At 46.2% G+C, this 15,303-nt stretch carries 11 protein-coding genes and 1 pseudogene; 9 read left to right on the top strand and 3 right to left on the bottom strand.

The annotated features are described in order from the left end of the window. Positions 1–58 precede the first annotated feature (58 nt). The 3 genes from DXT99_RS11925 (at position 59) to DXT99_RS11915 (ending at position 6,466) form a co-directional block, all read left to right on the top strand. The gene (locus DXT99_RS11925; protein ID WP_115565780.1) at positions 59–3,286 is read left to right on the top strand and encodes a SusC/RagA family TonB-linked outer membrane protein; all 3,228 of its coding nucleotides are present in this window, start codon (positions 59–61) and stop codon (positions 3,284–3,286) included. A 28-nt stretch (positions 3,287–3,314) separates the two neighbouring features. Beyond that, complete coding sequence (locus DXT99_RS11920; protein WP_181885106.1) at positions 3,315–4,919, top strand: RagB/SusD family nutrient uptake outer membrane protein; 1,605 nt, start codon at positions 3,315–3,317, stop codon at positions 4,917–4,919. 137 nt (positions 4,920–5,056) lie between these two features. Continuing rightward, on the top strand, positions 5,057–6,466 hold the full coding sequence (locus DXT99_RS11915; protein ID WP_115565778.1) for a sialate O-acetylesterase: 1,410 nt from the start codon (positions 5,057–5,059) through the stop codon (positions 6,464–6,466). A 130-nt stretch (positions 6,467–6,596) separates the two neighbouring features. Here DXT99_RS11915 and DXT99_RS11910 read toward each other — a convergent pair whose 3' ends face one another. Next, positions 6,597–7,631, bottom strand: a complete 1,035-nt coding sequence (locus tag DXT99_RS11910; RefSeq protein WP_115565777.1) for an SDR family oxidoreductase — start codon at positions 7,629–7,631, stop codon at positions 6,597–6,599. A 178-nt stretch (positions 7,632–7,809) separates the two neighbouring features. Between DXT99_RS11910 and DXT99_RS11905 the strand changes: the two genes are divergently transcribed. Further along, complete coding sequence (locus DXT99_RS11905; protein WP_115565776.1) at positions 7,810–8,289, top strand: vitamin K epoxide reductase family protein; 480 nt, start codon at positions 7,810–7,812, stop codon at positions 8,287–8,289. 500 nt (positions 8,290–8,789) lie between these two features. Continuing rightward, positions 8,790–9,215 carry a hypothetical protein gene (locus tag DXT99_RS11900; protein ID WP_115565775.1) on the top strand — a complete coding sequence of 142 codons (426 nt, stop codon included), beginning with the start codon at positions 8,790–8,792 and terminating at the stop codon, positions 9,213–9,215. 352 nt (positions 9,216–9,567) lie between these two features. Here DXT99_RS11900 and DXT99_RS11895 read toward each other — a convergent pair whose 3' ends face one another. Further along, entirely contained in the window at positions 9,568–10,203 is a 636-nt protein-coding gene (locus DXT99_RS11895) for a hypothetical protein (RefSeq protein ID WP_115565774.1), read from the bottom strand. 367 nt (positions 10,204–10,570) lie between these two features. Between DXT99_RS11895 and DXT99_RS11890 the strand changes: the two genes are divergently transcribed. Beyond that, positions 10,571–10,792, top strand: a complete 222-nt coding sequence (locus tag DXT99_RS11890) for a hypothetical protein (RefSeq protein ID WP_115565773.1) — start codon at positions 10,571–10,573, stop codon at positions 10,790–10,792. A 133-nt stretch (positions 10,793–10,925) separates the two neighbouring features. Here DXT99_RS11890 and DXT99_RS27970 read toward each other — a convergent pair. Then, positions 10,926–11,051: pseudogene (locus DXT99_RS27970) on the bottom strand (DMT family transporter); the annotation flags it as partial. Positions 11,052–11,592: 541 nt separating this feature from the next. Between DXT99_RS27970 and proC the strand changes: the two are divergent. The 3 genes from proC (at position 11,593) to DXT99_RS11870 (ending at position 15,019) form a co-directional block, all read left to right on the top strand. Further along, positions 11,593–12,417, top strand: coding sequence for a pyrroline-5-carboxylate reductase (gene proC, locus DXT99_RS11880; protein ID WP_115565772.1), 825 nt, complete (start codon positions 11,593–11,595; stop codon positions 12,415–12,417). A gap of 258 nt (positions 12,418–12,675) precedes the next feature. Further along, on the top strand, positions 12,676–13,767 hold the full coding sequence (gene proB, locus DXT99_RS11875) for a glutamate 5-kinase (protein WP_115565771.1): 1,092 nt from the start codon (positions 12,676–12,678) through the stop codon (positions 13,765–13,767). Positions 13,768–13,771: 4 nt separating this feature from the next. Beyond that, complete coding sequence (locus DXT99_RS11870) at positions 13,772–15,019, top strand: glutamate-5-semialdehyde dehydrogenase (protein WP_115565770.1); 1,248 nt, start codon at positions 13,772–13,774, stop codon at positions 15,017–15,019. Positions 15,020–15,303: the final 284 nt, after the last annotated feature.

Below are 15,303 nucleotides of genomic sequence, written 5' to 3'. Positions count from 1 at the left end.
AAATGGAAGCACTGCTTGGGAAAGAATTCAATTAAATTAACTAATATAAATCCAGTTTATGTCTAAGAATGAAAGACTCACAGACGGAGATTTCTGCGAAAAGAAATCTTTGACTAAAAAAAGAGTCGCTACAAGATTGGCAGCTTTACTACTGGCCGCAGGTGCTTGCCAGGCAAATGCTGCAGTAGTGCCAATGGAAGGAGGTAAAGCATATAGCACACCTGGCATTAGTGTTAAGCTGAGCAGCGGATATGTGAAAGGTTTCCAAACACAGCAGGTAACAGGTACTGTAACAGATGCTGCAACCGGGGATCCGCTTCCAGGCGTAACAGTGCTCGTCGAAAACACAACCACTGGTACTGCAACAGGTATAAACGGAGAGTTTCAGATTGCCGTGCCAAATCCGGATGCAACACTGGTGTTCTCCTTTATCGGTTACGAATCGCAAAGCGTGCCGCTTAATGGCAGATCGACTGTGAATGTGCAGCTAGGAACTGATGCACAGGCATTAGATGAAGTAGTAGTAGTGGGGTACGGTACAGTCAGGAAAAGCGACTTAACAGGTGCTGTGTCTACAGTAGAAACAGAGGAAATCCAGCAGGTGGCCACAGTGGACGTGAACCAGGCCATACAAGGTAAGGTGGCCGGTGTGCAGGTGACGCCAAGTTCCGGTGCCCCGGGTACGGGTGCAAAAGTAAGGATTAGGGGTATCGGCTCTTTTGGTGCCAGCGATCCATTGTATGTTGTAGACGGTTATCCTACTAACAGCATAGAATACCTTTCGCCGAATGATATCGCGTCGATGGAAGTGCTGAAAGATGCTTCTGCTACTGCTGTTTATGGTAACAGGGGAGCAAACGGTGTGATCATCGTTACGACAAAGCAAGGTAAATCCGGAGCTCCTACCTTTAATTTTAACATGTATGCCGGCGTTCAGAACCCCTGGAACACTTTAGACCTGACGAATGCAGCAGATTATTCCAGACTGTTCTTAGAGGCCTATACAAATGATGGAGTTGATGTTACTGACCCTGAACAATTCAATGCGGCTAATTATGCTGTCATGAGAGATGCGATCAGCAGTAACTCAGAAGGAACCGATTGGCAGGACGCAGTTATCAACCGCAATGCACCTATTCAGAATTATAACTTCTCAGTAAGTGGCGGAGGCGAGAATTCCAGGTACAATGTGTCAGCTACCTATTTCAACCAGGAGGGTACGGTTATTAATACCGGTATGAAAAAGTTCCTGATCAGAGCGAACAACGACTATACTTTTAACTCCAGATTCAAGGGAGGCTGGAGTCTGAACTATGTGAATGCGAGGTTCAACAACTATCAGATAGATCAGTATGCAGGTGTTTTACCTACTGCCGCAGTAACATCCCCGCTTACGCCAGCATGGGACCCTGCAACAAACAATTACGGAGAAGCTACCCGTTTTAGTACCGGTAACAACCCGCTTCGGATAGCCAATGAAACAGAAAACCTGACCACGCAGCAAAACAGAGTGGTGGGTACGGTGTATGGAGAAGCGGAAATCAATGACGGTTTAACGTTCCGGTCTACCTTTGGCGGAGATATGAGCTTTAACAGTATCAGGGAATACTTACCTGAATTCCAGATAAGCGCGAATGAGAGAAGAACACAAAGCAGCCTGTATGACGAAAGACAGAATGGCTGGCAGTGGACCTGGTCAAACGTCTTTAACTACAACAAAGTTTTTGGTGACCACAGCATTAACGCTATGCTGGGGCAGGAAGCTCAAACGCAGCGTGCAGACAATGTAGATGTTACAGGTTATGATATACTGAATGATCCGACGCAATTCTATATTGGTGCTGCTCAGCAAACAGCTTTTCAGGCAGGTAGCTTTGCAGAAGAAAGCAGTTTGTTTTCGGTATTTGGCCGCCTGAACTATAGCTTCCGGGATAAATACCTGTTAACAGCTACCCTGCGTCGAGATGCTTCTTCCAGATTCATTCCTGAAAACAGGGTAGGGTACTTTCCTTCATTCTCCCTGGGCTGGAACGTAATGGAGGAAGCTTTCCTTCAGGATGTAACATGGCTTTCCAATTTAAAACTTAGAGCCGGATACGGAGTGGTAGGTAACCAGGGTATTGTTACGCCTACATCTACCAGTTATGTTGTGCAGCCACAACAGCGCTATGTGTTTGGTGGTGAGCCTGTAGAAGGCAGGGCAAACACGACTCTGCGTAACAAAGACCTGGTTTGGGAAGAATCTACAATGATTAACTTCGGTGTTGATGCGGGCTTACTGAACAACAGGCTTAGCCTGTCGCTGGAGTACTTCGACAAGAGAACACGTGACCTGATTGTGACGATACCAATTCCATCTTATGTTGGTGCGCTTGCTCCTGCTGCAAATGCTGGTGATATGTTAAACAGGGGCTTTGAAGCTGCTGTTAACTATAGACAAAGCGAAGGAGACTTCAGATATGACCTTGGCGTAAATGCCTCTTTCATTCGAAACAAAGTGTTAAGCCTTGGTGGAGGAGAGCCTTTTGGCGCTGCTGATGTGAACCGTTTAGGTAACGTGACCAGGTTAGAAGAAGGTGAAGAGTTTGCTTATTTCTATGGCAGAAAAACAGACGGCATCTTCAACAGCCAGGAAGAATTAAACGATTATACCTACACTGACCCTGAGACAGGCGAGGTAAGCCCTATTCAGCCAAATGCGCAGCCGGGTGATGTAAAGTTTGTAGACCTTAACAACGATGGTGTCATCAATGATGAGGACAGAACAAAACTTGGAAGTGCATTGCCTGATTTCACTTACGGTTTCACCGCATTTATGGAGTATAAAAACTTCGACCTTAGAATTTTCTTCCAGGGCGTGCAGGGCAACGAAACAGTGAACGCCATGTCCGTTTTCACTCAAAACCCACAAGGTATCTGGAATTCTCATGTCTCCCGTCTTGACAGATGGACGCCGGAGAATCAGAATACAAATGAGCCAAGAATGACTGCTGCTGACCCGAATGTGAATATCACGTTCTCAGACAGATATGTAGAAGACGGGAGCTACCTGCGCCTGAGAAACATACAGTTAGGTTACAATCTGCCTGAAAGCTTAACAGGCACAATTGGAGTGAAAGGCTTGAGGGTGTATGTTTCTGCAGATAACCTGCTCACCTTCACAAACTATAAAGGCTATGAGCCTGAAGTAGGTGATTTGTGGAACAATCCTTTCTTTTATGGTGTCGACCTTGCGACGTATCCGCAGGCCAGAACTTTTATCGGTGGCTTAAACGTCACTTTCTAATTAACGATTTTGCATGATGAATTTTAAAATGAGATTTATAAAAAATATCCTGCCCATTTTAGCTTTAGCTTTTGCAAGCCAGGCGTGTGAGGATTTTCTGGATAAGGAGCCACTTGGGGTAGAAACAGACAGAACCTTCTACGAAAACGCCGGCAATGCCGAGTTAGCGGTTAACGGAATCTATGATGCCGTTAGCTGGGACGCAGGTGGTGTTATTGGGTCTGGTAATACCTTCGAGTGGATGTACGGTGACATACTATCAGATGACGCCAGAAAAGGAAGTACCTCTGGTGATTACATTGAGATTAAGCAGATGGAAAGATGGGAGACATTAACAAATGCACCCATTCAATCCAGTACCTGGAACAACATGTTCACCGCCATCCACAGGGCGAATCAGGTGCTGTCTTATCTTCCAACATCTTCTATAGATGAAGAGCTGAAAGCAAGATTATTAGGAGAAGCGCATTTCCTGAGAGGGTACAGCTACTTTAACCTGGTTATAAAGTTTGGAGGCTTACCTTTAATGGAAGAGCCTACTGCTCCTGCTGAGTGGGGCCAGCTTCAAAGGGCTTCTATCGCTGAAACCTATGCCTTTATTGAAAATGATTTACAGCAGGCCATAGAAATGCTGCCGCAAAGAAGCGAGTATGCCGCTGCCGACTTAGGACGTGCCACACAGGGTGCAGCAAGAGCCTTTTTGGCCAGAGCTTACATGTATCAGATTGGTACGGATAACTCAAATGGCGTAACATGGCAGGATGTTTATAACCAGACAGAGGCGATCATCAACTCAGGTGAATACTCTTTGTTCTCTAACTATGCAGGGCTGTTTGAAATCGAGAATGAAAACAATGTAGAGTCTATCTTCGAGATTCAGTTTTCAGAAGCTGCCACTGGCTGGGGCCCTCCTAAAACAGGATCGGCTAACAGCGTAATTCAAAACAACCGTTCTACCTGGGGCTGGGGCTTTAATAACCCAACGCTGGACTTTGTAGGTGAGTTTGAAGAAAGAGACCCACGCTTGCCAGTAAGTGTTTATTCCGATGGCGATATTGTAGCAGGTGAGTTGCAGGAGATTGATTATCCCGGGCAGAATGAGACAGGTTACCTGAACAGAAAAGCTTTTGTAGAGCCAGGATTCAGACCAAGCGACGCGCAGAACAGCCCAAAGAACATTATCAAGTTCCGTTATGCTGATGTGCTCCTGATGCATGCGGAAGCGGCTTACCACTTAGGGAATGAATCTGAAGCCAGAGAACTGGTAAACCAGGTGCGCCAGCGTGCCAGAAACAGTACCAGACCAAAAGGCTCAACCGAAGTTGGTGCTACAGGCTACGTGCCGTACCAAAATCTATCTGGTGTGCTTCCTGATGTAACAGCATCAGGTCAGGAGTTATTACAGGCTATCTGGCATGAAAGAAGAGTAGAATTAGGTATGGAGGCATTACGGTACTATGATCTGGTAAGAACAGGAAGGTATCTTAATGCCCTGGAGCAAAAGTATTCTGCTCAGGCACGTTCAAATGCTGAACGTCATCTTGTGCAAGGCACAGATAATCCTTTCCCGGTTTTACCTATTCCAATCAACGAAGCGCAAGCTTGGGGAATACAACAAAATCCAGGTTACTAATAAACATATTCTTTTAAGTGAAAAAGCTGGTTCTATGACCAGCTTTTTTCTTTTCTTTACACAGGAAAGGTCTCAATCCTGCGGCTAGTGTATAGTCCACATTATCTACCAATATCATCGAAAACGTACAGGCATAGATGAAAAAGAGCCAAATCATCCTTCAGGTATTTTTAGCTTTAAGTTTAAGTATAGTGAATGCAGCATGGGCCGTAACCGTTCCGGCTATTTTCAATGACCATATGGTACTGCAGCAAAACGCAGAAGTCACCATCTGGGGATCGGGCAAGTCCGGGGAAGAAGTGACCGTTACAGGAAGCTGGGACAACAAGCCTGTGAAGACGAAGGCCAGTAACCTGGCGAAGTGGTCGGTGAAGCTGAAGACACCTGCTGCAGGTGGTCCTTATACAGTCACTATCAAAGGGTATAATACCATTGTGATAAATGATGTGCTGACGGGCGAGGTATGGCTTGCTTCCGGCCAGTCGAATATGGAATGGTCAGCAGCAGCGGGTATCGACAAAGCCGAGCAGGAAATACCGAAGGCGAATTACCCTGAGATTCGTTTCTTCAGTGTGGCCCACCAGACGGCAGACGGACCGCAACTCGACCTGAAGGGGGAGTGGGTGGTGAGCACACCTGAAACCATGAAGCACTTTAGTGCCATCGGTTACTTTTTCGGAAGAGAATTACATCATGAACTGAACGTGCCGGTAGGGGTGATTAACAGCAGTTGGGGCGGTACTCCGGGAGAAGTGTGGGTAAACCCTGAAGTTATTGCAGGTGACCCGGTGCTAACGAAGGCTGCAGCACAGCAGAAAGAAGTGGAGTATGGCCCTATACAACCAGGTAAAGCTTATCATGCCATGATTGCCCCCTTAATCCCGTACCGCATCGCCGGAGCGCTCTGGTACCAGGGCGAATCGAACACAAGTGCTCCTGAGGCCTACGCTACCTTGCTACCGGCGCTCATCAATAACTGGCGCAGCGAGTGGGGCTATGACTTCCCGTTCTACTTTGTGCAAATTGCGCCCTATAAAGACTATGGTCCCTATGCCGGCGCTTTGTTGAGAGACTCGCAGCGGAAGAGCTTAAACACACCCGGCACAGGTATGGTGGTAGTGAGCGACATCGGCAATAACGACGACATCCACCCACGAAATAAACTGGATGTGGGCAAACGGCTGGCTAACCTGGCGTTGAATAAAACCTACGGTAAAACAGAGCGACCTGCCTCCGGACCTTTATTCCGCGACATGAAAGTAGAAGGCAGAAAAGTGAGGCTCTTCTTCGACTATGCAGAAAATGGGCTGGTGAGCAAAGGCAAGGCATTAACAAATTTCGAAATTGCCGGAGAAGACCAGAATTTTGTAAAAGCAGATGCCAGAATAGAAGGAAACACTGTAGTGGTGCAGGCGAAGTCAGTGAAGAACCCAGTGGCAGTACGGTATGAGTGGAGCAATGCAGTAAATCCAAACTTATACAATAAAGCAGGCCTTCCTGCTTCTTCCTTTAGAACAGACAACTGGCCAGTGAAGCAGCAGCTTTAAATATTGCTAAAGAGTGCAGTAAAACAGAGTCAAATAGAAATAAGCCATCAAGCAGAAGAGCCATTCACTTTCATGAATGGCTCTTCTGCTTGATATCAGTAATGATGCTTATTAAGCTGTTTTCGTTTTTCTACTCATCATCTTCCTCATTCACCCACTTCTGAGCCAGAAGCCCTCCAAGCACAACACCACCCAGAGCCAAAGCACCTTTCAGAATTGAATCCCGGTGAAGGCTTAGCCACACCTGTGGACTGGAATAAGTGGCCTGGTCGTCGAAACTTCCGTGTGCGCCATGGTCTCCCGGAATTGGATCCCAAAGGTTGTGGTCCCGGTTTGGATCCTCTGGTTCCTCTGTTTGCTGCCCCTCAATGGCATTGTTCGCCAGCACAAAGTCAGCATACCAGGGAGCTATTTTGTTGCCAATTATTGCCTCTAAAGTAGAATATCCTACCCTGTACTCACGGCGTTCATGCTCAGCGGCGTAAGCGATTACTTCTGCAGCCACCTCTGGCTGGTAGATAGTGCCCATAGGCCTTGGCTTGTTTGGTAAGCGGGTTTTCACGAAGCCAAATTGGGTCGTGTTCATGGCTGGCAGCTGCACCATCGTTATCTTTACATTGCTTTTGTCATGCATCAGTTCGGTGCGCAGCGAGTCGTAAAAGCCTTGAATAGCATGTTTGGAGGCGCAGTAGGCAGACTGTAGCGGAATGCCCCGGTAGGCAAGCGCCGAACCAACAAACACAATGGAACCACGGTCGCGGGGAAGCATGCGCTTGAGTGCTGAAAGTGCGCCATACACCTGGCCAAGGTATGTCACCTCCGTTACACGCTTGTATTCATTCGCCTTCATTTTCTTTACGGGGCTAAACACACTGTTCATGGCGTTATTTACCCACACGTCAATCTCTCCAAGCTCTTCTTCTATTTTAGCGGCTGCCTCTTCCACGGCATCTGCATCGGCTACATCCACCTGTACATAGACTGATTTACGCCCTAAGGCAGCTACTTCTTTCTTGGCTCCCTCCAGTCCGTCTAAACCACGTGCAAGCAGGCCCACGTCGTAGCCTTGTTTGGCGAACTCACGGACGATGGCCCGCCCCAGGCCAGCGGATGCACCGGTTACTACCGCGACACCCTTGTAGTTACTGTCGTTGTTTTCATTCATAGTTATGGCAGGTTAAGTATAATTCTCTCCTCCTGATGGTACGCCTCCTTCCGAGACTTAGTTTTACGCAGAGCAGGTCTTGCCCATTTCAAAAGCCTGTCTAATGATATGATTTGCAGTAGATTGTTTTAGGAACCCACCCAGTGCTGGCGCGTAAATGAGAGACAAAAGAAAAGCTATGAAAAAAGAAAAAACAATTATTGATAAAATCAGAAAAGACGCTTCAGAGGCAGCAGCTTACCGCCGTCGGATTGCAGCGCTATCCGCTTTAGGCCTGATTGACTTCAGCCTGATATCTCTTTTCCAACTGGGCTTCATAAAGGATATGCCTGATTTGCCCGGTAAAGTGTTCGATACAGAAAAAGTAAACAGCTCGAAGGATGCGGTGCTGCTGGGCATGCCGGACGGTGTTATCAGCTTGAGCAGCTATGCTGCTACCATACTGTTGGCAACCGCAGCCACACGTTTCAAAAAGCAGTCACGCATATTAGATGTGGCAATGGGCGGCATTATCCTGGGGCAGGCTGCAGGTGCTGCGCAGTACCTCTACAAAATGGCTTTTGTCCAGAAGAAAGTCTGCATCTATTGTGTGGCCGGTGCTGCTATAAACTTTGCCACTCTGAGCCCACTGCGCAAGCTGTTTAAGCGCCGCGATTAAGCCATTCTACCCGTTCAAGTGGAGTGTATTTGCAAAAACTTCAGACTCAAAGACTTTTCAAGAAGAGGATGATATCTTAACTCAAGTTGCGATTCTCACATTTCCCTGTTTCGCTACGGTTGAATACCCACCCCTAACCCCTCCGAGGAGGGGAATTTTGGCCTAAAAGGAAGATTCCCCTCCTCGGAGGGGTTAGGGGTGGGTTCATATCAGATACAAAGAAATAATCGAAACTTGAGTATCTTGATTTCCTTGTTGCCTCACGCATTACAGCTTGTTATATCAATAGGTAAGTAATTCTGTGTTATCATATGTCACTTGGCAAAGCTACAGTCCCTTATAACTTAATCGTTTTTACAATTAGAAAAGGATGGCTTACTAAAAGAGTTTAACATCTGTCTGTGTGAGGAGTAGAACTTTAATAAGTGGTTTATACTAAATATGAATTATGACTCAGGCACCTAAGTTTATTTTGTTTAACACTTTTAATTTACTCGCCTATGTCAACAGCAAGTATAATAGCTGTCATTCTCATTGCCTTAATTATTGCGGCAATCTTTTATTACGGTTTAAATAGCAGAGGCCCATGGGGTAGCTTCTGGACGTTTGTTCTAGTGGTAGGTTTTGGTGTGCTCATTGCAGCTGTATGGGCCCGCCCGGTAGGCCCGGTCTGGTATGGCATTGCCTGGTTTCCTTTGCTGTTTATAGGGCTCCTTTTCGCCCTGCTCCTTGCAGCTGCCACTCCAACCACCCGCAGAACGGATTACCCTACACGAAGAACGGGTTACGTAGAAGAAGATCCCAGAATGAATGAACCTATAACGGAAGAAGGAAACGCGGCAGAAGATGCTGTAGCCGTGGGTATACTCTTCTGGACAATGCTCACACTATTCCTTCTCATTGTGGTATTAGGGATTATCTTTTAGAAAGCAGGGAGAGCAGTACCTTCGCAAGGCTTAGGATTCTATAGGGAAATTTGACAAAGAAGAAAGACTGAGACTACCTGTAGTTTTTCCTGGCATATTGTGAAGTATCGGACAGGTAAGCCAATCCCATCAGAATTCCCGTTATATGGTTGCCAATGCTCTTTATCAAAATAAAAGCGGACGCTTAATCTAAAACGTCCACTTTTATTTTGATAAAGAGCAGTTCTTACGATAGTAAGTCTGGCATTTTATAGTACGGTATACACAGAATTGCAGGCATTTTGTAAGAGTTGCTGCTATTGATGGGCAATCCTATGAGTTGCAACAAACACTAGGCGTTTATAAACGGTACCTAGTCTGGCTGCTCTAGTTCATCCAAATGCACAAGGTAACGTGTTAGCCTGCCCCACTGCAAAGCCTGCACCCCGGCCCAACCACCTTCGGCCACCAATGTGTTTAGCAAAGCCCGGTCACCGGCTTCATCCCCCCGGTTGTTAATGCCTTCGTTCCTGCCGATTTCGTATGCGTGCAGTGTTTTGCCTTCACGCATTACACGGAAGGTGCTGCTGGCCTCCTTGATAAAAAAATGCTCTATCACTTTTTCCTCCTGGCCACGCTCCTGTGGCTTCTCACTGGGGTGTACCACAAACTCCGCCAGGTTTGCCTCTTCCCGAATCGCTGTTACTTTCACCCAGTTGTCTATAGTTGAGGCAGGGAGTATGATTTCAATATAATATCCAATTTCAGGCTTTTCTGCCGTGGTGCGGCGACCACGCTCGTCGTAAAGACGAAATTCAGAGTTAGAGCCAGCAATCTTAGACCATGTGTTCACGGCAAAGAGCTTTTTCTTCGACCGTTCAAACTCCTTAATGGCTGTGGCCTCATCAGCAAACTCATTGTGGTTGCTGTATTCTTTGTCTTTGGTCTCCTCGCCCTGCACCACTTTCACTTCCTTCTTCAGGTCCTCAAACATATCCTTTAATCCCATATCGCTACGCTTCCTCCTTTAAACTTTAAATTCTAAATTATGCTATTAATCTCAGATGGAATACGGCGTTGAAGAAGAGATGTTTGTGCCTGAACCTGCTTGATCAGCTTAACATGCGAAAATGATGAAGTTCCTCTGAGAATAAATTATATGGCGGAGTCTCAGTCTGCTTGATGTTATCAGCACATGCTGCTTCAGTATCCGTCAGGTAATGATATATGGAAAAGCAAAGCATGTAAACACTTGTCATACCATCCGGTCTTTTTACACATTAGTATCGCGCTAATATATTGGTAATTAACCTAAACCAGAACGTGTTCGTTAGAAAATAAACAAATGCGTGTATAACAGATAAAGCTTAAATACTATGGAAGAGACACTTTTGGGATTTGGTATTTTCGGACTTATACTAGGGCTGGTGGTGCTGGTTCTGTATTTCTGGAGTATTATATGGTCGTATAAAGATGCGGAACGAAGAGGTAAACCAGGCTGGCTTGTAGCCATTGTCGTAGCGTTTCTGGCCTGGCCCGTCGGGCTACTCTTGTGGCTGCTCATACGGCCAAGCGATACAACACCGTACCAACGTTAGGCAATAATCATGATGACACAAAGTAGCGCCTTCCTGTGCTGTAAAAGCCCGGGCAGGTGCTACTTTTTATTTATAAGATAGGCTTCTAAGATTAAGCTATCTCACCTATCAGCCGTGTAAATGTAACAGGACTTTACTCCAAACCCATCTGTCCGGGATGATCGCAGAGAAGTGCAATTAACAATTGACCGACCACTATCAGCGCAAACGTGTTAGCCCCACTTATTAGAGGGGCAGAGAAAATGACATTGATGATGAAAAAGCACCCAACAGCCCGCCGGCATACTTATAAAGCTCCACTTCAGACAAAGTTTAGGTGATGCCGATGGCAAAGGAGTTAAGAGTAGCCACAAGAAACGGGCGAATTACAAAATTGTGTGCCATCAGAATCAGCATGCAAGTTTTATTCAGAAAATGAACAAGGACTAAATATTGCTGGTAAAGCTTAAATAATCCGCAACGGAGAATCCTTTTTCGCCAAGGCTAAATTAAGAAAGGTTTTACTTGTTATTTATAACTTTTTTTATTTGAGCATTTTGGGGTTGTGGGCAGGCAATATCATTGTGCCTTGATTTTTTTTGATAAACAATTTCTAAATTTTTATCATGGGTTGTTATATATCTATAATTCAAAGAGTTATATGTGTATTTTGATGGACTATAGGAGGCGGAGCAGGTGCTTATGATGTAGGCTAGCTTTTTATATGAAAATGGATTTTGTACTTTTGTGGTTCAGTAAATAAATTTTTGTGTAAGTGCTCTGAAAGCAGAGCCGTTAAACTCTAGGAAAAAAACAGAAGAATGAATAATAGCAACGTAGCTATCCTCGGAGCAGGAAACCTCGGAATCGCAATTGCAGAAGGCCTTGTAAGCAATGGTCAGTTTAAGCCGGAAAACGTTTTTGTAACCAGAAGAAACACCAAATCCATACAGTTTCTGAAAGACAAAGGCCTTCAGGTAACAAATAGCAACAGCGAGGCCGTGAAGCAATGCCGGTGGATCATGCTGTGTGTGCAACCAGCGCAACTCGATAATGTACTCAATGACATAAAACCACACCTGAACCTGGAGCAGCATGTGTTGCTAAGTGTGATAACCGGGGTGACTATTGATAAAATTGTGCAGTCTGTAGGCGACTTCCCAATCGTGCGCAGCATGCCAAACACAGCCATCGCTGTGCAGCAATCCATGACTTGCCTGGCCTTCAACGACAGGGCATCGCAGGTGGAGCAAGAAATAGTAGATATTTTTAATTGCTTAGGCGAAACTCTGATCATTGAAGAAGAGCTAATGGCTGGAGCCACCGCACTTTGCTCCAGTGGCATCGCCTTCAACATGCGTTTTATACGTGCGGCTACACAGGGCGGCATTCAGTTAGGTCTTGATGCCGAGGATGCCCAGAAGATTGCTGTGCAGGTAAGCAAAGGCGCCTCTACCTTGCTTGCAGTAAATGAGTCACACCCGGAGCAGGAGATAGACAAAGTAACAACCCCTGAAGGCTGCACCATTGCCGGCCTGAACGAGATGGAACACCAGGGGCTGAGCTCTGCGGTTATCAAAGGTTTGGTCACTTCCTTCCAAAGAATTCAGATCCTGAAAGAACAACGGGAAAAAGAATCCGCATAATTCCTTTTATATGTTGCTGCTCGCAGGCTATAGCAAGAAATCTATAGCCTGCGAGCAGCAACATTTTTATTTCAGGCGTTTTGCCTATAAGGCAGTCCCACGTCATCTACAAGAACCTTTCATTTTTTGCTACTCAGCCATTTTAAACGATCGTTGAAGTATGGTCGTGCGAATTTGCCTGACATTGCACGAAGGGAAGGGATGAGTACGTGGCCTGCCTAAAGAATTTATTTTTAACAAGAAACAAAACAATAATAAATGGATCATCAAGCGCAGCTTGTTGTCGTAAAAGTAGGCTCTAATGTTCTGACAAAAGCCGACGGCTCACCAGACAGGGAACGCATGGCGTCTCTCGTGAAGCAACTGGTGTTTCTAAAGGAGCAGGGGTTGCAGGTGGTATTGGTTTCTTCAGGAGCAGTAGCCTTCGCGAGAAAACACATCACCTTCGAAGAGAAAACAGAATCAGTAGTAAGAAAGCAAATTCTTGCCTCAGTAGGCCAGATAGACATTATACATGCCTATAAGGATCTTTTTCAGAAAGAGGGGCACCAGATAGCCCAGATTGTAGTAACACCTCAGGATTTCCGTTCGCGGAGGCATTACCTGAACATTAAAGACTGTCTCCTGGGCCTGCTCAACCATGGCATCATCCCGGTTATCAATGAGAATGATGCGGTAGCGGTTACGGAACTCATGTTCACAGATAATGATGAACTTGCCAGCATGACCGCCGCCATGATAGATGCCCATACCCTTATCCTGTTAACCAACGTGGATGGTATCTACAGGGGGCATCCCGATGACCCTGCTTCACAACTTATTGAGCTTGTAAGCCGCAAAACATCCGGAGTAAGCCGTTACATTTCCACCTCAAAATCTTCCTTTGGCAGAGGCGGAATGCACAGTAAAATGAAGATGGCCAAGAAAGCTGCTTTTCTGGGTATACACGTTTATATTGCCAACGGTAACCGTGAGGACGTGCTGCACGACTTCTATAATAAGAAACTGAAGGCAACTTACTTTGAGCCGGACTCCTCCAAGCCAAATCTGCGGAAATGGGTAGCCCACAGCGACAACTACACCAAAGGTGAAGTACACATCAATGAAGGTGCTAAAGAAGCTTTATACTCTGATGAAGTGACCAGTTTGCTACCCGTAGGCATTGGGTCTGTAATCGGTGACTTTGCCAAAGGAGACATTGTCCGCATCAGGGATGAGCACGGGGAGAAGATAGGGCTTGGTAAAGCAGAATATAGCTCCAAAAAAGCCATTGAGCGAATAGGCCTGAACAATCAGAAACCGCTCATTCATTACAATTACTTATATTTATTTAAATATCATAACGTCTAAAAATATGGCATTGCAACAGGTTTTCGAAAGTGTAAAGCAAGCGAGCAGGAAACTAAACCTGCTTTCTGAAGATAAGGTAGAAAAGGTGCTGCAAGACCTTGCCAAAAAGGCCGTTGAAGCCACTGATAATATTCTGGCAGAAAACCAGAAAGACCTGCAGCGCATGGACGCCGGCGACCCGAAATTCGACCGGCTGCAGCTGACAAGGGAGCGGGTGGAGAGTATAGCCGCCGACATCCGGAATGTGGCCAGCCTGCCTTCTCCACTGGGGAAGGTGTTGGCCGAGCGGAAGCTGGAGAATGGGCTGGAGCTTAAAAAAGTATCGGTTCCCCTGGGCGTTATCGGTGTTATTTATGAAGCCCGGCCAAACGTAACCTTCGATGTTTTCAGCCTGTGTCTCCGCTCAGGAAATGCGCTGCTGCTAAAAGGTGGCAGCGATGCAAAAGACTCAAACACGGCCATCGTAAAGCTGATACATGAGGTGCTGGAAAGTAACGGCGTTGACAGAAACATAGTGCAGCTCCTGCCACCAGACCGCGAAGCCACACACGAGATGCTGCATGCCGTGGGCTATGTGGACATTATCATTCCACGCGGCAGCCAGGGATTGATCAACTATGTGCGCGAAAATTCGAAGGTGCCGGTTATTGAAACAGGAGCAGGAATCGTGCACACCTATTTCGATGAGTTTGCGGACCTGGAGAAGGGAAAGGAAATTATTGTGAACGCCAAAACAAGAAGAGTAAGCGTATGCAATGCCCTGGACTGCCTGGTAATCAACAAGAACCGTGTTCAGGATTTGACAGAGATAGGAAAAGGCTTAGCACAGAAAGAAGTGGACATATATGCCGATGCACCTGCTTATGAAGTGCTGAAGGGTAGCTACCCGGAGGAAAAACTGCATCAGGCAACGGATAAGCATTTCGGAACAGAATTCCTTTCGCTGAAGATGTCTGTAAAAACAGTGGCTGACTTAGATGAGGCTATTGAGCATATCAATAAATACAGCTCACAGCACAGCGAGGCCATCATTTCTGAAAACGAGGCAAACGTAGACCTTTTTCTGAAAGCAGTGGATGCCGCCGCTGTATATGCCAACGCCTCTACCGCCTTTACCGACGGTGCCCAGTTTGGCCTTGGTGCTGAGATAGGCATCAGTACCCAAAAGCTGCATGCCCGCGGCCCCATGGCATTAGACGAGCTTACCAGCTATAAGTGGATTGTGAAAGGGAACGGGCAGGTAAGGGCCTAAGTATAGCCGGAGATTCAATAAATTTCAGAAAACCGACTGTTGTACTATAGCAGCAGTCGGTCCTTTGGTTTTCAAAAGGCTGTCAGGCTGTAGCCGGGTATTTTGTCTACAGATGCTTGAAAGCTGAATCCAGGGCCAGCTTCCAAGCCTTTGGGAGAAAGCGTTTTAGATTGAGTACAAAAATTTTTGTTGCCTTTTTGTACACTTCAGCATCAAATTATAGTTATATTTTGTGGTAAGGCAGGATATAGCAGCGCATAGCGCTTCTTTATCCTTTAAAATTG

Origin of the sequence: Pontibacter diazotrophicus (genome assembly GCF_003367245.1) — a bacterium.
In the GTDB taxonomy this organism is placed as follows: domain Bacteria; phylum Bacteroidota; class Bacteroidia; order Cytophagales; family Hymenobacteraceae; genus Pontibacter; species Pontibacter diazotrophicus.
Note: the sequence above shows the minus strand (reverse complement) of the source record. Positions and strands in the feature narration are given on the sequence as shown.

What these genes read in the sequence shown, in the direction of transcription:
- DXT99_RS11925 (WP_115565780.1), top strand. Translation starts at nt 59, where the DNA reads ATGTCTAAGAATGAAAGACTCACAGACGGAGATTTCTGCGAAAAGAAA.
- DXT99_RS11920 (WP_181885106.1), top strand. Translation starts at nt 3,315, where the DNA reads ATGAGATTTATAAAAAATATCCTGCCCATTTTAGCTTTAGCTTTTGCA.
- DXT99_RS11915 (WP_115565778.1), top strand. Translation starts at nt 5,057, where the DNA reads ATGAAAAAGAGCCAAATCATCCTTCAGGTATTTTTAGCTTTAAGTTTA.
- DXT99_RS11910 (WP_115565777.1), bottom strand. Translation starts at nt 7,631, where the DNA reads ATGAATGAAAACAACGACAGTAACTACAAGGGTGTCGCGGTAGTAACC.
- DXT99_RS11905 (WP_115565776.1), top strand. Translation starts at nt 7,810, where the DNA reads ATGAAAAAAGAAAAAACAATTATTGATAAAATCAGAAAAGACGCTTCA.
- DXT99_RS11900 (WP_115565775.1), top strand. Translation starts at nt 8,790, where the DNA reads ATGTCAACAGCAAGTATAATAGCTGTCATTCTCATTGCCTTAATTATT.
- DXT99_RS11895 (WP_115565774.1), bottom strand. Translation starts at nt 10,203, where the DNA reads ATGGGATTAAAGGATATGTTTGAGGACCTGAAGAAGGAAGTGAAAGTG.
- DXT99_RS11890 (WP_115565773.1), top strand. Translation starts at nt 10,571, where the DNA reads ATGGAAGAGACACTTTTGGGATTTGGTATTTTCGGACTTATACTAGGG.
- proC (WP_115565772.1), top strand. Translation starts at nt 11,593, where the DNA reads ATGAATAATAGCAACGTAGCTATCCTCGGAGCAGGAAACCTCGGAATC.
- proB (WP_115565771.1), top strand. Translation starts at nt 12,676, where the DNA reads ATGGATCATCAAGCGCAGCTTGTTGTCGTAAAAGTAGGCTCTAATGTT.
- DXT99_RS11870 (WP_115565770.1), top strand. Translation starts at nt 13,772, where the DNA reads ATGGCATTGCAACAGGTTTTCGAAAGTGTAAAGCAAGCGAGCAGGAAA.